The organism is Cronobacter universalis NCTC 9529 (assembly GCF_001277175.1).
Classification (GTDB): domain Bacteria; phylum Pseudomonadota; class Gammaproteobacteria; order Enterobacterales; family Enterobacteriaceae; genus Cronobacter; species Cronobacter universalis.
Genome location: NZ_CP012257.1, coordinates 4,134,935 through 4,156,427, shown reverse-complemented (window position 1 = coordinate 4,156,427; position 21,493 = coordinate 4,134,935). Strand labels below are relative to the sequence as shown.

At 60.4% G+C, this 21,493-nt stretch carries 22 protein-coding genes; 16 read left to right on the top strand and 6 right to left on the bottom strand.

Annotated elements, in window-relative coordinates:
* Positions 1-81 precede the first annotated feature (81 nt).
* The 6 genes from fieF to AFK65_RS19170 all read left to right on the top strand — a co-directional run bounded on the left by fieF (position 82) and on the right by AFK65_RS19170 (position 5,942).
* Positions 82-984: a CDF family cation-efflux transporter FieF gene (gene fieF, locus AFK65_RS19195; RefSeq protein WP_038858606.1), complete on the top strand. Its 903-nt coding sequence runs from the start codon at positions 82-84 to the stop codon at positions 982-984.
* Positions 985-1,173: 189 nt separating this feature from the next.
* Entirely contained in the window at positions 1,174-2,136 is a 963-nt protein-coding gene (pfkA, locus tag AFK65_RS19190; protein ID WP_007703206.1) for a 6-phosphofructokinase, read from the top strand.
* Between the two features lie 165 nt (positions 2,137-2,301).
* A complete protein-coding gene (locus AFK65_RS19185; protein ID WP_007703203.1) occupies positions 2,302-3,291 on the top strand; it encodes a sulfate ABC transporter substrate-binding protein in 990 nt (329 codons plus the stop codon).
* Between the two features lie 104 nt (positions 3,292-3,395).
* The gene (locus AFK65_RS19180; RefSeq protein ID WP_007703200.1) at positions 3,396-4,163 is read left to right on the top strand and encodes a CDP-diacylglycerol diphosphatase; all 768 of its coding nucleotides are present in this window, start codon (positions 3,396-3,398) and stop codon (positions 4,161-4,163) included.
* Positions 4,164-4,221: 58 nt separating this feature from the next.
* Positions 4,222-5,526, top strand: a complete 1,305-nt coding sequence (locus tag AFK65_RS19175) for an SLC13 family permease (protein WP_038858608.1) — start codon at positions 4,222-4,224, stop codon at positions 5,524-5,526.
* 23 nt (positions 5,527-5,549) lie between these two features.
* On the top strand, positions 5,550-5,942 hold the full coding sequence (locus AFK65_RS19170) for a hypothetical protein (RefSeq protein WP_007703194.1): 393 nt from the start codon (positions 5,550-5,552) through the stop codon (positions 5,940-5,942).
* On the opposite strand, the gene uraH is transcribed toward AFK65_RS19170, so the two are convergent.
* Positions 5,927-6,337 carry a hydroxyisourate hydrolase gene (gene uraH, locus AFK65_RS19165; RefSeq protein WP_038858609.1) on the bottom strand — a complete coding sequence of 137 codons (411 nt, stop codon included), beginning with the start codon at positions 6,335-6,337 and terminating at the stop codon, positions 5,927-5,929. The two genes, AFK65_RS19170 and uraH, sit on opposite strands and share 16 nt — an antisense overlap.
* Before the next feature lie 132 nt (positions 6,338-6,469).
* Here uraH and hprR point away from each other — a divergent pair, with 132 nt between their 5' ends.
* Entirely contained in the window at positions 6,470-7,150 is a 681-nt protein-coding gene (hprR, locus tag AFK65_RS19160; protein ID WP_038858612.1) for a response regulator transcription factor HprR, read from the top strand.
* Complete coding sequence (locus AFK65_RS19155; RefSeq protein WP_038858614.1) at positions 7,143-8,504, top strand: heavy metal sensor histidine kinase; 1,362 nt, start codon at positions 7,143-7,145, stop codon at positions 8,502-8,504. Before hprR ends, AFK65_RS19155 begins: the two co-directional genes overlap by 8 nt.
* Here the strand turns inward: AFK65_RS19155 and AFK65_RS19150 are convergent, their stop codons facing one another.
* Positions 8,505-9,155 carry a CPBP family intramembrane glutamic endopeptidase gene (locus AFK65_RS19150; protein ID WP_007703183.1) on the bottom strand — a complete coding sequence of 217 codons (651 nt, stop codon included), beginning with the start codon at positions 9,153-9,155 and terminating at the stop codon, positions 8,505-8,507.
* A 340-nt stretch (positions 9,156-9,495) separates the two neighbouring features.
* On the opposite strand from AFK65_RS19150, the gene AFK65_RS19145 reads away from it, so the two are divergent.
* Both AFK65_RS19145 and AFK65_RS19140 read left to right on the top strand, forming a co-directional pair.
* Entirely contained in the window at positions 9,496-10,446 is a 951-nt protein-coding gene (locus tag AFK65_RS19145) for a lysozyme family protein (RefSeq protein WP_007703181.1), read from the top strand.
* Between the two features lie 96 nt (positions 10,447-10,542).
* On the top strand, positions 10,543-10,986 hold the full coding sequence (locus AFK65_RS19140) for a lysozyme inhibitor LprI family protein (protein ID WP_071602575.1): 444 nt from the start codon (positions 10,543-10,545) through the stop codon (positions 10,984-10,986).
* Between the two features lie 42 nt (positions 10,987-11,028).
* On the opposite strand, the gene AFK65_RS19135 is transcribed toward AFK65_RS19140, so the two are convergent.
* Genes AFK65_RS19135 through AFK65_RS19125 form a run of 3 tightly spaced genes read right to left on the bottom strand, consistent with a single transcriptional unit; the run spans position 11,029 to position 13,818 of the window.
* Positions 11,029-11,433 (bottom strand): (R)-mandelonitrile lyase, encoded by a 405-nt coding sequence (locus tag AFK65_RS19135; RefSeq protein WP_007703178.1) that lies wholly within the window; start codon positions 11,431-11,433, stop codon positions 11,029-11,031.
* Between the two features lie 35 nt (positions 11,434-11,468).
* Positions 11,469-12,515 (bottom strand): NAD(P)-dependent alcohol dehydrogenase, encoded by a 1,047-nt coding sequence (locus AFK65_RS19130; protein WP_038858616.1) that lies wholly within the window; start codon positions 12,513-12,515, stop codon positions 11,469-11,471.
* A 34-nt stretch (positions 12,516-12,549) separates the two neighbouring features.
* Complete coding sequence (locus AFK65_RS19125; protein WP_007703176.1) at positions 12,550-13,818, bottom strand: MFS transporter; 1,269 nt, start codon at positions 13,816-13,818, stop codon at positions 12,550-12,552.
* A 218-nt stretch (positions 13,819-14,036) separates the two neighbouring features.
* On the opposite strand from AFK65_RS19125, the gene AFK65_RS19120 reads away from it, so the two are divergent.
* A complete protein-coding gene (locus AFK65_RS19120) occupies positions 14,037-14,939 on the top strand; it encodes a LysR family transcriptional regulator (protein ID WP_038858619.1) in 903 nt (300 codons plus the stop codon).
* Between the two features lie 9 nt (positions 14,940-14,948).
* On the opposite strand, the gene AFK65_RS19115 is transcribed toward AFK65_RS19120, so the two are convergent.
* Complete coding sequence (locus tag AFK65_RS19115) at positions 14,949-15,998, bottom strand: glycosyltransferase family 2 protein (RefSeq protein ID WP_007703174.1); 1,050 nt, start codon at positions 15,996-15,998, stop codon at positions 14,949-14,951.
* 185 nt (positions 15,999-16,183) lie between these two features.
* On the opposite strand from AFK65_RS19115, the gene paoA reads away from it, so the two are divergent.
* The 5 genes from paoA (at position 16,184) to AFK65_RS19090 (ending at position 21,464) form a co-directional block, all read left to right on the top strand.
* Complete coding sequence (gene paoA / locus AFK65_RS19110) at positions 16,184-16,762, top strand: aldehyde dehydrogenase iron-sulfur subunit PaoA (protein ID WP_007703171.1); 579 nt, start codon at positions 16,184-16,186, stop codon at positions 16,760-16,762.
* Positions 16,759-17,712: an FAD binding domain-containing protein gene (locus AFK65_RS19105; RefSeq protein WP_038858621.1), complete on the top strand. Its 954-nt coding sequence runs from the start codon at positions 16,759-16,761 to the stop codon at positions 17,710-17,712. The genes paoA and AFK65_RS19105 overlap by 4 nt, the downstream gene beginning before the upstream one ends.
* The gene (gene paoC / locus AFK65_RS19100) at positions 17,712-19,910 is read left to right on the top strand and encodes an aldehyde oxidoreductase molybdenum-binding subunit PaoC (protein WP_007703165.1); all 2,199 of its coding nucleotides are present in this window, start codon (positions 17,712-17,714) and stop codon (positions 19,908-19,910) included. Before AFK65_RS19105 ends, paoC begins: the two co-directional genes overlap by 1 nt.
* A gap of 70 nt (positions 19,911-19,980) precedes the next feature.
* On the top strand, positions 19,981-20,916 hold the full coding sequence (locus tag AFK65_RS19095) for an XdhC family protein (protein ID WP_038858622.1): 936 nt from the start codon (positions 19,981-19,983) through the stop codon (positions 20,914-20,916).
* Complete coding sequence (locus tag AFK65_RS19090) at positions 20,916-21,464, top strand: nucleotidyltransferase family protein (RefSeq protein ID WP_007703159.1); 549 nt, start codon at positions 20,916-20,918, stop codon at positions 21,462-21,464. The genes AFK65_RS19095 and AFK65_RS19090 overlap by 1 nt, the downstream gene beginning before the upstream one ends.
* Positions 21,465-21,493: the final 29 nt, after the last annotated feature.

Below are 21,493 nucleotides of genomic sequence, written 5' to 3'. Positions count from 1 at the left end.
TACCGGCGTGCGTCAGACGAATTTCATCAAACTCCTGCGAACGGTTGGTTATACTGGCAACATGTCTTTGCAGGAGTCGTTATGAATCATGACTATGCCCGTCTGGTAAGTCGGGCGGCGCTCGCCGCAACGCTTGTGGCAACCTTACTGCTGATCATCAAAATCTTCGCCTGGTGGTATACCGGGTCGGTCAGTATTCTCGCCGCCCTTGTGGATTCTCTGGTGGATATCGCCGCGTCGCTGACCAATCTTTTAGTGGTGCGCTATTCGCTTCAGCCTGCCGATAAAGAACATACGTTTGGTCACGGAAAGGCGGAATCGCTGGCGGCGCTCGCGCAAAGCATGTTTATTTCCGGCTCGGCGCTGTTTCTTTTCCTGACCGGCATTCAGCACCTGGTCGAGCCTGAGCCCATGCGCGCGCCGCTGGTCGGGATTGTCGTGACGGTGGCGGCGCTCGTCACCACGCTGATGTTAGTCACCTTCCAGCGCTGGGTAGTGCGTAAAACGCGCAGCCAGGCGGTGCGGGCGGATATGCTTCATTATCAGTCTGATGTTATGATGAACACCGCTATTCTGGTGGCGCTGGCCCTCTCATGGTATGGCCTGCACCGCGCCGACGCGCTGTTCGCGCTCGGGATTGGCGTCTGGATTTTATACAGTGCGTTACGGATGGGCTATGAAGCGGTACAGTCGCTGCTCGACCGGGCTCTGCCCGATGACGAGCGCCAGGCGATTGTCGACATTATCGCCGCCTGGCCAGGCGTTCGTGGCGCGCACGATCTACGTACGCGGCAGTCAGGGCCGACCCGCTTTATCCAGCTTCATCTCGAAATGGAAGACAACTTGCCGCTCGTTCAGGCGCATCTTATCGCCGAACAGGTGGAGCAGGCGATCCTGTTCCGGTTTCCGGGGTCGGACGTCATTATTCATCAGGACCCATGCTCAGTGGTCCCGCGTTTCCAGCAGGGGCAATTTGAGCGTTAAGCATTCGTTGTAAAGGCGTGGTTCAGTCAGGCATTTTTTGTATATACCACCCCCACGAGGGCTGACCTGAATCAATTCAGCAGGAAGCTGTTGATATACTATTTGCAGCAATAGTCGATCACCTGTCGCCCTTGCGCAGGCGGTTTCCGGCGAAAGTATTCCTTTTGCATTCTACGTTCAGAGGTAGTCATGATTAAGAAAATCGGTGTGTTGACGAGTGGCGGTGATGCGCCAGGCATGAACGCCGCCATCCGCGGTGTGGTCCGTGCGGCGTTGACAGAAGGTCTGGAAGTGTTCGGCGTGTACGACGGCTATCTTGGCCTGTATGAAGACCGCATGATCCAGCTCGACCGCTACAGCGTTTCCGACATGATCAACCGCGGCGGCACCTTCCTCGGTTCCGCGCGCTTCCCGGAATTCCGCGAAGAACATATCCGCGCCGTGGCTATCGAGAACATGAAGAAACGCGGCCTCGATGCGCTGGTGGTGATCGGCGGCGACGGCTCCTACATGGGCGCCAAACGCCTGACCGAAATGGGCTTCCCGTGCATTGGTCTGCCGGGCACCATCGATAACGACGTGGCGGGCACCGATTACACCATCGGCTACTTCACCGCGCTGCACACCGTGGTTGAGGCGATTGACCGCCTGCGCGACACCTCCTCTTCGCACCAGCGTATTTCTATCGTCGAAGTCATGGGCCGCTACTGCGGCGATCTGACCCTGGCGGCAGCCATCGCCGGCGGTTGCGAATTTATCGTTCTGCCGGAAGTCGAGTTCAACCGCGAAGATCTGGTCTCTGAAATCAAAGCGGGCATCGCGAAAGGCAAAAAACACGCTATCGTTGCGATCACCGAGCACATCTGCGACATCGACGAGCTGGCGAAATACATCGAAACCGAAACCAAGCGCGAAACCCGCGCCACCGTTCTCGGCCACATCCAGCGCGGCGGCTCGCCGGTGCCTTATGACCGCATCCTGGCCTCCCGCATGGGCGCTTACGCCATTGAACTGCTGCTGCAGGGCTACGGCGGCCGCTGCGTCGGCATTCAGAACGAAAAAATGGTGCATCACGACATCATCGACGCTATCGAAAACATGAAGCGTCCGTTCAAAGGCGACTGGCTGGACTGCGCGAAAAAGCTCTACTAAGCCGCTCGTTATGCGCCCGGTACGCTAACGCGGCCGGGCGTTGTTCTACTCTGCGTTATTCCCCAAAGTTATAGCCAATTTTTTTTTATTCTTTAGTCCGCGCCGCGCTTTCTGGCACGCTGCTTTTATTGCAATTCACATCTGAATATTTAAAGAGAGCGTGCGATGAACAAGTGGGGCGTGGGCATTACTTTACTGTTGGCTTCAGCAGGCGTACTGGCGAAAGACGTGCAGTTGTTAAACGTCTCTTACGATCCGACGCGCGAATTCTATGAGCAGTACAACAAAGCGTTCAGCGCGCACTGGAAAAAAGAGACCGGCGATAACGTCGTGGTCCGTCAGTCGCACGGCGGCTCCGGTAAACAGGCGACCTCGGTCATTAACGGTATTAAGGCCGATGTGGTGACGCTGGCGCTGGCCTATGACGTGGACGCCATCGCCGAACGCGGCCGCATCGATAAAAACTGGATCAAACGCCTGCCGGACAACTCCGCGCCGTACACCTCCACCATCGTGTTCCTCGTGCGTAAGGGCAACCCGAAGCAAATTAAAGACTGGAACGATCTGGTGAAGCCGGGCGTGTCGGTCATCACGCCGAACCCGAAAAGCTCCGGCGGCGCGCGCTGGAACTATCTGGCGGCCTGGGGCTACGCGCTGCATCACAACAACGGCGATCAGGCCAAAGCTCAGGATTTCGTCAAAGCGCTGTATAAAAACGTCGAAGTGCTCGATTCCGGCGCGCGCGGCGCGACCAACACCTTCGTTGAGCGCGGTATCGGCGATGTGCTGATCGCCTGGGAAAACGAAGCGCTGCTGGCCGCCAACGAGCTTGGTAAAGATAAGTTTGAAATCGTGACGCCGAGTGAATCCATCCTTGCGGAGCCGACCGTCTCGGTCGTTGATAAAGTCACGCAGGAGAAAGGCACGCAGGCGGTGGCCGAAGCCTACCTGAAATACCTCTACTCGCCGGAAGGCCAGGAGATCGCGGCGAAAAACTTCTACCGTCCGCGCGATGCGCAAATCGCGGCGAAGTATGAAAGCACCTTCCCGAAACTGAAACTCTTCACGATTGATGACGTGTTCGGCGGCTGGACCAAAGCGCAGCAAACGCACTTTGCGAGCGGCGGCACCTTCGATCAGATAAGCCAGCGTTAAATACCCCGGCCACAAGGATGTGGCCTGCTTTCCGGGTAATAACCCCCCCGCTGCGGCCCGTTTTACGCTACGCTTTGCGTTTTCAGCATTAACAGGGGCGAAGCATGAAGCGAACGCTGTATCTCACCGTCACGCTTATTGCCGTACTGGCGCTGGCCGCGCTGGTGGCGTGGCGTTATTTCCTGCCGAGCGATCCGGACGTGCTAAGGCGCATCGTGACGCAGCAGTGCCTGCCCGGCGAGCGAGAACGCCAGGATCCAGCCCCCTGCGCCCAGGTGAATCTCCCTGCGGGTTACGCCGTGCTGAAAGATATCAACGGCCCGCTGCAATACCTGCTGATGCCGCTGTGGAAAATCAACGGCATCGAAAGCCCGCTTTTGCTCTCCGATAACACGCCCAACTTTTTCTGGCAGGCGTGGCAGGCGCGCCGCTGGATGAGCGAAAAGCGCGGCGGTCCGGTGCCCGACAGCGCGGTTTCACTGGCCATCAACTCCACAATGGGCCGCACCCAGAACCATCTGCACATTCACATCTCCTGCCTGCGCCCGGACGTGCGCGCGCAGCTTGACGCCGCGATGAACGGCATCGGCAGCCGTTGGCAGCCGTTTCCGGGGAGTCTTCGCGGTCACGACTATTTAGCGCGCCGTATTACCGGCGAAGAGCTGTCGCGCCGTTCGCCGTTTCTGATGCTGGCGGAAGAGGTGCCGCAGGCGCGCGAGCACATGGGGCGCTACTCGCTGGCGCTGGCGCTGCTTAAAGATGGCTCGTTTGTCCTGCTCGCCACGCATCGTCAGCTTCTGCAACTGAACCTGGCGCACAGCGAAGAGCTTCAGGATCACGACTGCGCGCTGCTTCACGAAGGCACGCCATAACGTTTACTTAACGTCAGGCGCGCCGTAGACTTGCTGGAAATTTCATCAGGAGACAGGTATGTCCGTCTGGCTTGCGCATCCGCTGCTCTTACCCTCCCTTATTATTCTGCTGACCATCGTGCTCTGGGCGACGTCCCTGCTGCCGGAATTCATCACGGTGCTGCTCTTTTTCGCAGTGGCGATGATAGCCAGAATCGCGCCGCCGGAAGTCCTGTTCGGCGGCTTCGCGTCATCGGCGTTCTGGCTGGTGTTCAGCGGTTTCGTGCTGGGCGTGGCCATCCGTAAAACGGGGCTTGCGGACCGGGCAGCGCGGGCGCTGTCGGCGCGGCTGACCGATTCCTGGTGGCAGATGGTGGCGAGCGTGGTGCTGCTCAGCTATGCGCTGGCGTTCGTCATGCCGTCGAACATGGGGCGCATCGCGCTGCTGATGCCCGTCGTGGCGGCGATGGCGAAACGCGCCGGTATCGAAGAAAACACCCGCGGCTGGTACGGCCTGGCGCTGGCGGTGGGCTTCGGCACGTTCCAGCTCTCCGCCACTATTCTGCCCGCCAACGTGCCCAATCTGGTGATGAGCGGCGCGGCGGAAGGCTCTTTCGGCATTCACCTTAACTATCTGCCCTATCTGCTGCTGCACACGCCAGTGCTGGGACTGCTCAAGGGCGCGGTGCTGATTGCGCTTATCTGCTGGTTCTTTCCCGGCAAGCCGCAGCCGCCGCGCGAGCTGCCCGCCGCGACGCCGATGAGCCGCGCGGAAAAACGCCTCGGCTGGCTGCTGCTGGTGGTGCTGGCGCTGTGGGTCACCGAGAGCTGGCACGGCATCGGCCCGGCGTGGACGGGCCTTGCGGCGGCGGTCATCACGCTTCTGCCGCGCGTCGGGTTTATTACCGGCGATGAGTTCGCAAGCGGCGTCAACATGCGCACCTGCATCTATGTGGCGGGCATTCTGGGGCTTGCGACCACCGTGACCCACACGGGCATCGGCAACGCGGTCGGCGCGGCGCTGATGCAGATCATGCCGCTCGATCCGGCGCGCCCCTTTACCAGTTTCGCCGCGCTCACCGGCATTACCACGGCGCTCAACTTCATCATGACCGCCAACGGCGTTCCGGCGCTCTATACCACGCTTGCGGAGAGCTTTTCGCGTAGTACCGGCTTCCCGCTGCTCTCGACCATCATGATCCAGGTGCTGGGGTATTCCACGCCGCTGTTGCCGTACCAGGCGTCGCCCATCGTGGTGGCGATGGCGCTGGGCAACGTCCCGGCGCGCGCCGGGATGAAGCTCTGCCTGGCGCTGGCGGTAGTCACTTTTCTTTTCCTGTTGCCGCTCGATTACGGCTGGTTCCGGCTGTTGGGTAAACTCTGAGGCAACGCGACGCGGAGGCCATTATGGCGACGATGCAGTTTGCGGTCTGGTATTCCACGACGGATGACGTGCAGGCGCTGCGGGAGGCGCTGCCCGCGCCCGGCTGCGAGCGCCATTTTTTGCAGGATTTCGGCTTCGCGCAGGGGTACGCGGACGACGCGATTGCGCTCTGGTATGGCGCGACGGCAGGTGAAAAAGGGTCGATTCACCCGCATAACCCGGCGCTCGACCCGCAATTCGCGTTTTTAACCCGCGCGGCGGGGGAACAGCTGTGCGAGCGCGGCGTCAGCGAGATCCGCTTTCTGTACGCGCTGCCCGATGTGGAGTACTACGGCGAGACGGAATCCTCGCCGCTGCTCGTCTTTCTCGGCAATATTCTCTGCTGCCCGCCGCCTGGGTTTCAGCTGCCGCGATAGGTGGAGTAGCCGTACTGGCTCAGCAGCAGCGGCACATGGTAGTGCTCGTCGGTGTTATCGATATGGAACACCACCGGCACTTCCGGGAAGAAGCTGGACTGCTTGTGCGCGGCAAAGTAGTCGCCGGTTTCAAAAATCACGCGGTAGTCGCCCGCGGCGGCAGGCGCGTCTGGCCAGAGCGCCTTAATGCGGCCATCTTTATCGGTCGTCGCTTCGTTCAGCGGCTGCCAGGCATTCCCCTGTTTTTTCTCCAGTTTTACCACCACGCCCGGCGCGGGTTTGCCGGTCTGTTCATTCAGCACATGCACGCTCAGTAAATTCGCCGGCGCGGCAAGCGCGAGGCCCGGCAGGGCGAAAAGGGCAGCGGCGGCAAGCGTTTGAAAACGGTTCATCATCATTCCTCCTGAAGTGGTTGTGCGCTCATCCTGCCACCCGCGCGGGCGAAAACGCCTGACACGAAGATGACAGTTTTGTCATCCTGCGCATCGCCGCTGGGCAGCGCCCGCGTTCTTTGCGAGACTGTCGCCATGAAACTGCTGCTGATTGAAGACAACGATAAAACCCGCGCGTGGCTCGAAAAAGGGCTGCGGGAGGCGGGGCTGGTGGTGGACGCCGTCGCCGACGGGCGCGATGGCCTGCATCTGGCGCTGGAGCACGACTACGCGCTGATCATCCTCGACATCATGCTGCCGGGCCTCGACGGCTGGCAGGTGTTGCGCGCGCTGCGCACCGCCAAAGCCACGCCGGTGCTCTGCCTGACGGCCAGAGATGCGGTGAGCGATCGCGTGAAAGGGCTGGAGCTGGGGGCCGATGACTATCTGGTGAAGCCCTTTTCTTTCGCCGAACTGCTGGCGCGCGTGCGGGCGCAACTGCGCCGCCATGCGCCTGCCGCCGCGACGCTGCAGGTGGCGGATCTGACGCTTGATACCGCGCGTCACGCCGCCAGCCGCGGCGGCGAGCGGATCGCGCTGACCCGTCAGGAATTTACGCTGCTGTGGTTGCTGGCAAGCCGCGTCGGGGAGATTTTGCCGCGCACGCTGATCGCCAGCGAAGTCTGGGGGATTAACTTTGACAGCGAAACCAATGTGGTGGATGTCGCCATTCGTCGCCTGCGCAAGAAAATCGACGATCCGTTCCCGCTTAAGCTGATTGAAACCGTGCGCGGCATGGGTTACCGCCTCAGCACGCCGGAGCAGAACGATGCGTAGCCCCTCCTTAACGCTGCGCCTGACGCTCATCTTCACGCTGCTGGTGGCGTTCGCCTGCGGCATTACCGGGGTGTCGCTCTATCGTTCGTTAAGCGCCGAGCTTATCTGGCGCGACGATCAGACGCTGCTGAACCGCGCTTCCCAGCTACGCCAGCTGCTGACGGACGGCGCCGAGCCGCGCCAGCTGCCGCTCTATTTCAACCGGATGCTGGATACCCGCCAGGATCTGCTGCTGATAAAACGGATGGAGGGCGAGACGCTGGTGAATATTAACCAGGCGGGCGTCGCGCTGCCGACGCTTGCGCCAATGCCGCCAGGGCGCGGCGTTAACGAGGACGCGCTACACCGCTGGCAGCGGCCCGACGGCGTCTATGTGAGCGCGCTGGCGCTGACGGCGAGCGATGCCCGCGGTCCGCTCATCATCACCGTGGCGCGCGTGGCGCAGGAGCGCGCGCAGATGCTGGCGCAGTACCGCCGGGAAAGCCTGATGGTGTGCCTGCTGGCGACGCTCGCCGCCGCGCTGCTCAGCCCGTGGCTGATACGCCGCGGCCTGCGCGCCGTTACCCGTCTCAGCGAGGCCACCGCCCGCACCGGCAGCGAAACGCTGCAACAGCCGCTCAGCCTGGAGACCCTGCCGCGCGAGCTGCTGCCGCTCGGCGAGGCGCTCAATACCATGCGTCACCGGCTGGCGGAGGATTTTGCGCGGCTGACGCGCTTTGCCGACGATCTCGCCCATGAACTGCGCACGCCGGTTAACATTTTGCTGGGGCAAAATCAGGTCGCGCTGCAACGCGCGCGCAGCGTGCCGGAGTATCAGAGCCTGCTTGCCGGGAATATCGAAGAGCTGGAGCAGATGACCCGGCTGATTGAAAACATTCTGTTTCTCGCCCGCGCCGATCATCAAAACATCGCGCTGAAGCGCGAAAGGCTGGCGCTTGAGCCGTTTATCCATCAACTGACCGATTTTCTGGAGCCGCTGGCGGAAGAGCAGGAGATAACGTTTAACGTGCAGGCTCAGGGTGATATTTTCGCCGATCGGCTGCTCCTCCAGCGAGCGCTTACTAACCTTCTGACGAACGCGCTTCGCCACGCGCCCACGGGCAGCGAGGTGCGGATCGTGGCTGTACGGAAGGCGGGAGAAACCGAGCTCAGCGTCGCCAACCAGGGCGAGCCAGTCGGGGAGGCGGAAAAGCTGTTTCTGCCTTTCTGGCGCGGCGATAACGCGCGCGCCACGCCCGGCACCGGGCTTGGGCTGGCACTCACCCAGGCGATCGCGCGCCTGCACGGCGGGGAGACCGCGGTAGAACACGAAGCGGGCTGGAACCGCTTTATTCTGCGGTTCCCGGCGGCCTGATCAGGAGAGCTTCAGCGCCGCCATCATGCCGATAATATTGGTCGCCGAATGCAGGACGATGGGCGCCAGCAGGCTGCCGGTATGAATGCGCACCTGGCAGAGGATTACCGAGAAGATGAACAGCCAGACGAAAGTGGTGGGCATCTGGTACTGCGCATGGCCGATGGCGAAAAACAGCGATGTGCCGACCATCGCGACCGTCTGGCCCATTTTCCCCCAGCCGATGCCCGCATTCAGCAAAAAGCCGCGGCAGATAACTTCTTCCACCACCGGCGCCAGCAGGCAGATGCAGACCGCCGTGAGCGCAAGGTTCAGGGATGACATCTGCGAAAGCGTCGCGCTCCAGGGCTCCTGCCTGCCGAACAGCCCATGAATGATGGAGAGCGCCAGCAGCGCCAGCCCCGGCAATGCCAGCGACTGCACGCTCAGCCCGCCCACAGGCAGCAGACCGAAGCGCTTCTGGTAGCGCTGCCAGCAAAATAGCGCGAACGGCAGCCAGAACACGAAGTAGAGCAACGGCGTGGCGAACCCGGCACGGTAAATGCTCATATAGCCCGGCAGCATCGATACCACCATCGGCAGCATAAACCAGGCCAGCCCGACGGTAATGCAAAGCAGCGTATGTTGAAGTCGGTCGGCGGGCGCGTTCATCGTGACGTCCTTGTGGCTAAGGAAAGGAGAGCGGGCCATTCCCGCTGCCGCGGATTATACCTGGCCTTTCCCCGCCGATAAGCTTTTTTGTGCAGATGATTCTGTGCAACCCTCCTTCTCAGACTGAGCTAATACGTAACCATCTATTAAACAGGTGCAGGAATTAATATTCTGCCAGGTTTGTTGGTTGTTTAAGATCGATATGTGATTCTTCCATCAATTAAACGTATTCCTAATTGCCAGCTCTGGCTATACCCAATATCCCCATAAAGATCTATTTATAACGAATCGGTTTGATTAATGTCTTTTTCAGAGTTTCCAAAAAATATAAAGGGATTATATGCAAAAAGGAATAGCTTCAAAAAATGGCGGGGTTTATTACAGTAATCCGAAAATATTCCGTCTGTCAGCTCCTGTAGGGTTTTGTGGAACGAATAATCCGGAAGACGTGAGGCTGTTAAAAACGGCGATAAATAAATCAGGTTACACGTTTTTTACCGGGCGGAGCATAGGCGCTGACAGTATCTGCAATCATGAGACTATTGAGGCTATCTGCTGGTATCAACGGTTATTAAATCTTTCACCTTCCGGGTTAGTTCAGCCAATGGATAACTGGTTTATGATGGCGATTAATAACGCAGCGTCACCAGGTTCATTACCAGTACAAAAAAGTGGGATTCTGATAGTTAATGAAGGACAACTGACCTTTGATGCTGAAGGTATCGATTACATCAAAACCGCTGCTCCTTTCAGGGGAAGAAATACCTACCCTTATTTTTCAAGAGTATTACATACGCCGGGCACTGTGGGATCTGGCGTCACATTAGGCCGAGGCTATGATATGGGTAATCGAAGCAGCGGCGAAATTTTTGCTACCTTGCGTCAGGCAGGTATCGAAGAGTACAAAGCGGTCCTGTGTTCAAAGGCCGCCTTTCGTAAAGGAGATGCTGCGGTGGATTTTATCAGAATCTATGGCCCCTTTGTGGGCGAAATCAGCCATATCCAGCAAGTCCAGCTTTTTAAGATTTCTTATCAGAAGAAGGCTGACGAGGCGCGCAGGCTTTATGAAAAGCTGGCTCCCGATATTCCCGGCGCGCCAGGATGGGCATCTCTCGATAAAAAAATCAGGGATGTGGTCGTCGATATCTTTTTTCAGGGAGCGCATAGCGTCACTGCCCTCTTTAAAGCGGCAGTGGGCGGCAAAGAGAAACTTGCCCGGTACATTAGGCAGGATGCAATTTATATGTCATTTGAGCCGACCCGAAAGCGACTGGCTTATTTAAAAGAATAAGTTTCGTTATGCTTTTAAACAGTCTACCCTTTCAACGATTAACCCTTATAACAGCGTGTCGACAGGCAGATGAAATCTTTAACGAAGAAAATCCCAGTGAAACGTATTACGGCTTTGGCTTGTTTTTTTCTGCTTCCTGCTTCCTGTTATGCCTCATTAAGCGAGGGGCCGGAGCGCGAGCATTGTTTCAGGCAGAGTGCTTCCGTTGCGGAAGGATACAATTGTCTGGCAAAGAAAAAAGTAGAAAGTGCGAGGGAACTGGATGCACTGATTGCGCGCGCCAGTAAAAATATTCTCGCTAACAATCCTGGCGATTTTAATGGTAAGCAAGACGCGGGCCTCACGGCGGGTGACGTTTTTAATCAGCGGTTTCTCAAGGCGCAGGCAGTGTGGAAGCAGTACCGGGATCAACTCTGTGAAGCGGTTGCAACAGAGATTAACGAAGATGCTTACGATTATCCTGCCTACATCGATCAGTGCGAAATCACCCTTAACAAGCGGCATGCAGATGAAATCAGGCTGCTGATAAAGGCTGATTGAAAGACCGGATTTAAACCGGTCTTTATTCACAAGAGTATGCGCTTACCCGCGTTCCCCGTACTGCTCGTCGGACACATGTTCAAGCCACTCCACCACGCTGCCATCCTGCGCTTCCTGGATAGCGATATGCGTCAGCGGCGTAGTCGGGCTGGCACCATGCCAGTGTTTTTCATACGGCGGGATCCAGACCACATCGCCGGGGCGAATTTCACGAGCAGGCTCTCCCCAGGTCTGCACATAGCCGAAACCGGCGGTGACGATCAGCGTCTGGCCCAGTGGATGCGTATGCCATGCCGTTCGCGCGCCCGGTTCAAATGTGACGCTATTACCGCCAGCGCGCGCCGGGGCATTCGCCGGGAACAGCGGATCGACACGCACGGTACCGGTAAACCACGCTTCCGGGCCAGCGTAAGAGGCCTGCGAACCACAATAATAAATATCCGTCATAATTTAACTCCTCAGTCATGAGAACAGGGCGTCTTTCACGCCAGCGTAGCGGTGTCGATGACAAAGCGATATTTCACATCGCCTTTGATCATGCGCTCCCACGCCTCGTTAATGTCGTCGGCGCGGATAAGCTCAATGTCGGCGACGATATGGTGCCCGGCGCAAAAATCGAGCATCTCCTGAGTTTCCGGGATGCCGCCAATCATCGAGCCCGCGATAGCGCGGCGTTTGAAAATCAGGTTAAAGACTTCCGGCGACGGATGCGGCGAAGCGGGCGCGCCCACCAGCGTCATTGTGCCGTCGCGTTTTAAAAGCGCAGTGAAGGCATCCAGGTTATGCGGCGCGGCCACGGTGTTCAGGATGAAATCGAAGCTTTTGGCGTGCGCCTGCATTTCACTGGCGTTACGCGATACCACCACTTCATCCGCGCCCAGCGCTTTCGCCGCGTCGCGTTTGGATTCTGATGTGGTAAACGCCACGACCTGCCCGCCCATCGCGTGCGCCAGTTTGATACCCATATGCCCAAGCCCGCCGATGCCGATGATGCCCACTTTTTTCCCTGGCCCAACTTGCCAGTGACGCAGCGGCGAATAGGTCGTAATGCCTGCACACAGTAACGGCGCGACAGCGGCGAGCTGGGATTCCGGATGACGGATGCGCAGTACATAGCGCTCATGCACGACAATCTGTTGTGAATAACCGCCAAGCGTATGGCCCGGCGCGTCCGGCGTCGGGAAGTTATAGGTGCCGATCATGTGATCGCAGTAGTTCTCAAGCCCGTCATCGCACTCTTCGCAATCTTTACAGCTGTCGACGATGCAGCCGACGCCCACCAGATCGCCGGGCGCAAAAGCGGTCACTTTCGTGCCGATTGCAGTGACGCGACCGACGATTTCATGGCCCGGCACGCAGGGAAATAACGTGCCTGCCCATTCGGCGCGCGCCTGATGAATATCCGAGTGGCAAACGCCGCAATACGCGATGGCGATTTGCACATCGTGCTCGCCGGGCTCGCGGCGGGTAATCGTCATCGGTTCAAGCGGTTGAGTGGCGGAAAGCGCGCCAATAGCCTTAATGTGCATAACGAAACTCCTTAATGTTCGGCCGGCTTGCGGCTCAGATGTCAGAATGTGGATCCTGCTTTGACGTGATGGTTGCCAGCAGGGCTGCCAGCAGTAACAGCCCGGCGCTCAGAAAGAACGTGCTGCGCCAGCCGCTGTGGTCAAAAGCGAACCCGCCGAGCGTGGAGCCGAGCGCGATGGAAAGCTGAACGACTGCCACCATCAGGCCGCCGCCCGCCTCGGCGTTATCGGGCAGCGTCCGGGCGACCCATGTCCACCAGCCCACGGGCGCGGCGGTGGCGATAAGCCCCCAGCCGCACAGCAGTGCCGCGACCAGCGATACGCTGTGGCCCACTACGGTCAGCGCGACGGCGATTGCCGCCATTAAAAAAGGGATGGCAATAAGCGTCCGGTAGAAGCCTGAGCGCAGCGCGCCACTAATCAGCAGCGTGCCGGTAAACCCGGCGGTGCCAATGCCAAGCAGAATGAGCGACAGCGTAGGGACACTGACGCGGGTGACGGTTTCCAGAAACGGACGCACATAGGTAAAGAGCGCGAACTGACCCATGAAGAAAATCCCGCTGGCCGCCATGCCCGCGATCACCAGCGGCTGGCGCAGCGCGCCGCCAGCGCGACCGTTGTGCCCCTGCGCAGGCATCGCAGGCAGGCTTCGCCATTGCCAGATAAAGGCGAACAGCGCGATCGGTGCGAGGCAGAAGAACGCGCCGCGCCAGCCGATCACCGCGCCGAGCCAGCTGCCGAGCGGGGCGGCGATAACCGTGGCCAGCGCATTGCCGCCGTTGAAAATCGCCAGCGCGCGTGGCACCTGCTGACGCGGCACCAGCCGAATCGCCGTTGCCGTGCTGAGCGACCAGAACCCGCCGATCGCCACGCCAATCAGCGCGCGGCCCGCCATATAAGCGAGGTAATCGGGCGCGAGCGCGATGATGACGCCGGACAGCGCCATCAGCAGCGTCAGTCCCAGCAGCAAGGTCTTGCGATTGAGAGTGCCTGCGAGCTGTGACAGAAACAGGCTGGTCAGTACCGCCAGCGCGCCGGAAATCGCGATGCCCTGGCCCGCCAGTCCTTCGCTGATGCCTAAATCCTGTGATACCGGCGTCAACAGGCTCACCGGCATAAATTCCGAGGCTACCAGCGCAAAGGCGCAGAGCGTCATTGCCAGCACGCCGCTCCAGTATGCGCGCGGGTGGGTGTCATCATGTGTCGTCGTTGTCATCTTCAACAGGCCCTGTAGCGTGATAGAGGGTGGTCCGACGCGCTGCATAGCGCGCACGCCAGCACAGGCGCCGCAAAAATGCGGCACATGGCTGAAAACCCTGGTGTTCTCGGGAGCCGGGAAACGAGCCGGAACGGGCGTTCGGCGTTTCTGGCTCCGTAAAAAGCGGCGGTGCGTAAACCTGCGCCGCGAGAGCAGAACGGATTGTTGATGAAAGTTTTACACGGGTGTGTCAGGGTGACTAGCTAATGAATACTAAACACTGTTATTAGGTTTACTAATAAATTGAAGCGAGAAGACGGGCGATGAAACGTAACCTGAACGATCTGTTTTCTTTTGTGACCGTTGCGCGCGAGGGCAGTTTTACCCGCGCTGCGGCGCAGCTTGGCGTGACGCAGTCGGCGCTAAGCCAGGCGATTGCCGGGCTGGAAAACCGGCTAAAGCTGCGCCTGCTGACGCGCACGACGCGCAGCATTTCGCTCACGGCCGCAGGCGAGCGTCTGCTGGAGGCGATCGGCAACCGTTTTGATGAAATCGAAGCAGAACTCGACATGCTGAGCGCACTGCGTGATAAGCCTGCGGGTAAGGTGCGTATTACCTGCGATCCGCACGTTCTGCATGCGCTCTTACTACCAAAACTGACGCCGATCTTACGCGATTACCCGGATATTCAGATGGAATTTGATGCCAACCATGGGTTTCGCAATATCGTCGCGGATCGCTTTGATGCAGGCGTGCGGCTTGGCGGTACGATCGATAAAGACATGATTGCCGTACCGATCAGCCCGCCGATGCGGATGGCTGCCGCCGCTTCGCCGGATTACTTCGCGGCGCATCCGGTGCCGGAAACGCCGCACGATTTGGTGGCTCACAACTGCATTAATCTGCGTATGACCAGCGGAGGCGGGCTGTATGTCTGGGAATTTGATGGGCAGGATGGGCCGGTGAATGTGCGGGTTGAGGGCCAGCTTATTTTCAATACGGCGGCGCATATCGTTCACGCCGCGCTGGACGGACTCGGCATCGCGTTCCTGCCAGAAGGGGAATTTGACGATCGCTTTAAAGACGGAAGCCTGGTGCGCGTGCTGGAATCATGGTGCGCGCCATTTCCTGGCTATTACCTCTATTATCCCAGCAGAAAACAGCCATCTCCTGCCTTTTCGCTGGTGGTCGAAGCCCTGAAAATGACCGGCAGCCGGAAAAGGTAAAGGCGTGCGTCAGGCGTTCAGCCGAGTCAGGCCTGCCTGCGCGGGTGGGTAGTCGCCGCACTGCGTATAACAGGCCTGCGCATCCGCCGTCATGCCCGAGATTTCCAGGATCACCCCGATGTTGTACCAGGCCTTAAAGCTGGTCACGCCCGCTTTGCTGCTCTGCGGCATGCGGGTGCAGTGTAAGAAGGTGTCTACCGCCGCCTGTAGCTGGCCGTTGTTCATCAAAATCAGCGCCTTAAGAAACATGAAATCGGCGGAGGTATACCAGCGTTCGTAATCAAGAATGCTCATGGCCGCCGCGTAATCGCCCTGATTGATCAGCGCATAGCCCAGCGTTTCGACCAGCTCTTCGACATACTCCAGCGCCACGTTCGGTTCATAACTCAGCGCTTTGCGAAACGCCTCTGACGCTTGTCCGTAGCCGCGTTTGAGAAAATGGCTTTTGCCAAGCTGAAACCAGAGATACGGATCGTCCGGCTGCGTCTGCAACGCCCGTTCCAGCAGGCGGATATTGCGGGTAATTTTATCCGTCTCCTGCAACACCGCGTTTTTGTAGCCGACGTGATCGAGCGTCACGGGAACCGGGAACATGTCGCCAGGCGCGTGGCCCTCACGCGGCGTCACCTGCTCATGGATCACGCCCTGGTAATGATAACGCGCCTTCGGAAACAGGCGCGACACGCGCTCGCGCAGGGTGGTTACGCCGTCGCCTTCGTCAATATAGTTAATCCGCTCCACGCGCCCGACGCCCTCCGGGTGCGCATGGATAAGCGCCTGTAGCGCCGGAATATCTACCGCCGTTATGGATTCATCGGCATCAATAACCAGCACCCATTCGTGACGAGCGTACTCCAGCGAGGCGTTGCGCGCCGCCGCGAAATCGTCCACCCACGCGAAGTCATACACCTTGTCGGTAAAGCGTTGCGCGACGGCTCTGGTGTCGTCCTGCGAGCCGGTATCGACAATCACAATATCGTCGAAATGCGCGGCGACGGAGGCGAGCGTATCGGCAAGATGCTTTGCCTCGTTTTTCACGATCATGCAGATGGAAATCATAGCGTCAGGTTCAGGCGGCTTCGGGGGAATTCACGATACCAGAGGTATCGGCGGCGGGCGGCAATTTTTTAGCGGCGCCTGCCAGCGCGTCAGCGCCGTCTATTATTAACTCTCCGTTATAAAAAAAGCCGCGCGGCATCGTAGCGGCCACACTCTTTTCACTTTGACAATACTGGAGGCCTGGCATGAGCAACCACGGCGATGAAACACACCACGGGCATCTGCGCGAGGCAGGCGGCCCGCCGCCGCAATATGTCCCGCTGAGGCTGACGGTGAATGGCGAAACCCGGCAGCTGGAGGTCGACACCCGCACCACGCTGCTGGACGCGCTGCGCGAACATCTGGCGCTGACGGGCACTAAGAAAGGCTGCGATCACGGCCAGTGCGGCGCGTGTACGGTCATCATCGACGGACGGCGCGTGAACTCGTGCCTGACGCTGGCGGTGATGCACCAGGATGCCGACGTCACCACCATTGAGGGGCTGGGAACGCCGGAGAACCTGCACCCGATGCAGGCGGCGTTTGTGGAGCATGACGGCTTTCAGTGCGGCTACTGCACGCCGGGGCAGATCTGCTCCTCGGTCGCGATGCTCAAGGAAATCGAAGCGGGCATTCCAAGCCATGTGACGCATGATTTAGTCTCCCCCCCGGAAATGACCGCCGATGAAATTCGTGAGCGCATGAGCGGCAATATCTGCCGCTGCGGCGCGTACGCCAATATTCTTGCCGCGATCGAAGATGTCGCCGGGAGTGGCGCCTCATGAAAGCTTTCACTTACGAACGCGCCGCGACGCCCGCAGAGGCGGCGGCCAGCGCGCAGCGCACGCCGGGCGCAAAATTCATCGCGGGCGGCACCAACCTGCTCGATCTGATGAAACTGGAGATAGAAACGCCGGTGCATCTGATTGACGTCAACGATCTCGCGCTGGATACGATTGAGCCCACGGAAGAGGGCGGGCTGCGGATCGGCGCGCTGGTGCGCAACACCGATCTGGCGGCAGATGAACGCGTGCGCCGCGACTACGCCGTGCTTTCGCGCGCGCTGCTGGCCGGGGCGTCCGGGCAGTTACGCAACCGGGCGACGACCGCCGGGAATCTCTTGCAGCGCACCCGCTGCCCCTATTTCTACGACACCAACCAGCCATGCAATAAACGTAAGCCCGGCAGCGGCTGCGCCGCCATGCAGGGATACAGCCGCCAGTTAGCCGTGGTGGGCGCGAGCGACGCCTGTATCGCCACGCACCCGAGCGATATGGCGGTCGCCATGCGCCTGCTGGACGCGGTGGTGGAAACCATCAACCCGAACGGCCAGGCGCGCCGCATTCCGGTCGCGGAATTTTACCGAGCGCCTGGCGATACGCCGCATCTGGAAACGGCGCTTGAGCCTGGCGAATTCATCACGGCCGTCACCCTGCCGCCGCCCGCGGGCGGAACGCACATTTACCGCAAAGTGCGCGACCGCGCCTCTTACGCGTTCGCGCTGGTGTCGGTGGCCGCGATTGTGCAGCCGGACGGCACCGGACGCGTGGCGGTGGGCGGCGTGGCGCATAAACCCTGGCGGCTTGATGCCGCGGATGCGCAGGTGCCGCACGGCGCGCAGGCGGTGTATGACGCGCTGTTCGCCGTCGCGCAGCCGACCGCGGAAAACGCATTCAAGCTGGTGCTGGCGAAACGCACCATCGCCTCGGTACTGACGCAAGCGAGGGCAGGCTGATGAAATTTGAAAAACCGGCAACAGAGAACCCGATCGACCAGCAGAAAGTGGTCGGACGGCCGCGCGATCGTATCGACGGCCCGCTAAAAACCTCAGGCCAGGCCACTTACGCCTATGAGTGGCACGATGAAGCGCCGAACGCCGCCTATGGCCATGTGGTGGGATCGGCCATCGCCAAAGGGCGCATCGTCGCGATGGATATCCAGGCGGCGCAACAGGCGCCCGGCGTGCTGGCCGTGGTGACGGCGGAGAACGCCGCCCTGCCGGGTAAGGGCGACATGAACGCGGCAACACTGCTGGGCGGCCCGGAAATCGAGCATTATCACCAGGCTATCGCGCTGGTGGTGGCGGAAACGTTCGAACAGGCTCGCGCGGCCGCCGGGCTGATTACGGTGGAGTATGAAGAAGCGCCGGGTCATTACGATCTGGCAAAGCAAAAACCGTCGGTGACCACGCCGCCGGAGGATACGCCCGATAAAACTGTTGGCGATTTTAATAGCGCTTTTGAAAGCGCCGCCGTGCAGCTCGATGCCACGTACACCACGCCCGATCAAAGCCATATGGCGATGGAACCGCACGCGTCCATGGCCGCGTGGGAGGGCGATAAACTCACGCTCTGGACGTCGAGCCAGATGATTAACTGGTGGCGCGGCGATCTCGCCAAAACGCTCGGTATTCCCCTTGAAAATATCCGCGTGCGTTCGCCGTTTATCGGCGGCGGCTTTGGCAGCAAACTCTTTTTGCGCAGCGACGCGGTGCTGGCGGCGCTCGGCGCACGCGCAACGCAACGCCCTGTGAAAGTGATGCTGCCGCGCCCCTTTATTCCCAATAACACCACGCACCGCCCGGCCACGATCCAGCGGGTGCGCATCGGCGCGCACAATGACGGGCGCATCACGGCCATCGCCCATGAAAGCTGGTCCGGCAACCTGCCGGGCGGCCCGACGGAGACGGCGACCAACCAGACGGAGCTGCTCTACGCGGGCGCGAACCGTCACACCGGACTGCGTCTGGCGGAGCTGGATCTGCCCGAGGGCAACTCCATGCGCGCGCCTGGCGAAGCGCCGGGCATGATGGTGCTGGAGATCGCGATGGATGAAATGGCCGAAAAACTCGGCATCGATCCCGTGGAGTTTCGCATCATCAACGACACGCAAGTTGACCCGGCGCACCCGGAGCGCTTTTTCTCGCGCCGTCAGCTGGTGGAGTGTCTTCGTACCGGGGCGGCGCACTTCGGCTGGCATCAGCGCAACCCGCAACCGGCGCAGGTGCGCGAAGGCGACTGGCTGATTGGGCTCGGTATGGCGGCGGGTTTTCGTAATAACCTGGTGACCAGGTCGGGCGCGCGCGTACATCTGGACGCGCAGGGCCATATCACCGTGGAAACGGACATGACGGATATCGGCACCGGCAGCTATACCATCATCGCGCAAACCGCCGCCGAAATGATGGGCGTGCCGCTGGAGCGCGTGACCGTGCGGCTGGGCGATTCCGATTACCCCATCTCTTCCGGCTCGGGCGGGCAGTGGGGCGCGAACAGCTCCACGGCGGGCGTGTACGCGGCGTGCGTCAAACTGCGCGAAGCGGTAGCCAATAAGCTCGGGTTTGACCCGAACCGCGCCGAATTCTTCGATGGCAATGTGCAGGGCGACGGGCGCATCGCGGCGCTCGCCGATGCCGCCGCTGACGGCATGCTGACGGTTGAAGACACCATGGAATATGGCGATCTCGATAAACAGTTCCAGCAGTCGACCTTCGCCGGGCATTTTGTGGAGGTGGCCGTCGAGGCGAACACAGGCGAAGTGCGCGTGCGCCGGATGCTGGCGGTCTGCGCCGCCGGGCGCATTCTCAACCCGAAAACCGCGCGCAGCCAGGTCATCGGCGCGATGACGATGGGGCTTGGCGGGGCGCTGATGGAAGAACTGTTCGTCGATACGCGGCGCGGCTTTTTCGTTAATCACGACATGGCGCTCTATGAGGTGCCGGTTCACGCCGATATCCCGACGCAGGAGGTGATTTTCCTGGAAGACACCGACCCGGTGTCGTCGCCGATGAAAGCCAAAGGCGTGGGCGAGCTCGGCCTGTGCGGCGTCAGCGCCGCCATCGCGAACGCGATTTACAACGCCACCGGCGTGCGCGTGCGCGACTACCCCCTCACGCTGGATAAGCTGCTGGAAGGGCTGCCAGAGATTGCATAAGGACGTGACGGCTGGCGGCCGCGCGTCGCCAGCCGAACCGCATCGCAGTTTGATAAAAGGATAAGAAAAGGTGCTGCAACAACCCCTGCTGACAGAACAGGCGCGGCCTGAGGCGGCGTTTCTGACCGACGACAGCACCGCGATTTTGCGCTTTGCGGCGCAGGCGCTGCGCGCCGGCATGGCCGTGGCGCTGGTGACGCTGGTGGAGATCCGCGGCGGCTCGTCACGCGCGCTCGGCGCGCAGATGGCCGTGCGCGACGACGGCGCGTATTGCGGCTTTGTCTCCGGCGGCTGCGTGGAGGCCGCCGCCGCATTCGAGGCGCTGGAGGCGATCGCCTGCGGTAAAGATCGCCTGGTGAAATATGGCGAAGGCTCGCCCTATTTCGATATTGTGCTGCCGTGCGGCGGCGGCATTACGCTCGCGATTCACCCGCTACGTGAGGCGACGCCGCTGCTGGCGGTGCTGAACGCCCTTTCACAGCGCAAAGCGGCAGGGCTGCGTTATCACCCTTCCACGCAGACGCTGCAAAGCGTGCTCCCGGTACAAAAGACCGGCTGGCGCGACGACGTCTTTGACGTGCGCTACACGCCCTGCACGCAGGTCATTATTTTCGGCCGCTCCGTGGAGGCCGAGGCCACCGCCACTATCGCGCGGGCGGCAGGTTACGACGTGCTGGTGAATGACGGCATCAATCCGCAGACTGCCTGTGCGCAGATTGACGCCGATACCGCCGTGATCGTGCTTTTTCACGATCTTGATCGCGAACTGCCGGTGCTTGACGCGGCACTTTCTGACGCGTCGTTTTACATCGGCGCGCTCGGCAGCCAGCGCACCCATGCCGCACGCACCGCGGCGCTGCGCGAGCGGGGCTTTAGCGAGCGGGATATCGCCCGCATTAAAGCGCCGATCGGGATCTTCCCGAAAGCCCGCGACGCGCAGTCGCTGGCGCTGTCGATTCTTGCTGATGTTGCGGCGGCGCGACTCAACCATGAGGCCGCAGGCTGATGCCCGAAGCACAGCCGGTCATCATTATTCTCGCCGCCGGAAAGGGCGAGCGCTTTCGCGCGGGCGGCGGAACGACGCACAAGCTGGAGGCGCTGCTGGCGGGCAAGCCGGTGCTGCAACACGTACTGGCGGCGGCGCGGGCGTCTGGCCTGCCGTGGCATCTGGTCAGGCCGGAAGGGGGCACTGACGGCATGGGCGAGTCCATCGCGCTTGGTGTGAAAGCCACACCAGACGCCGCAGGCTGGCTGATCCTGCCGGGCGATCTGCCGCTCATAACGGCCGCGTCGCTGCAACGGGTGGCGCAGGCGCTGAATGAAAAGCCCGTGGTGGTGCCGTACTACCAGCAGCGTCATGGTCACCCGGTCGGCTTCCGGCGTGAGTATTTCGACGCGCTTGTCGCGCTTTCTGGCGATGAGGGCGCAAAATCGATTGTGCAGGCGGCAAGGGCGCGCGCAGACGTATTAACGCTTGCGCTAAACGACGCAGGCATCGTGCAGGACATTGACGTGCCGGCGGATTTAGCGGCGGCTGAACACGATAAAAAATAGCGCCGTACAGATTTTACGAACACATTGGC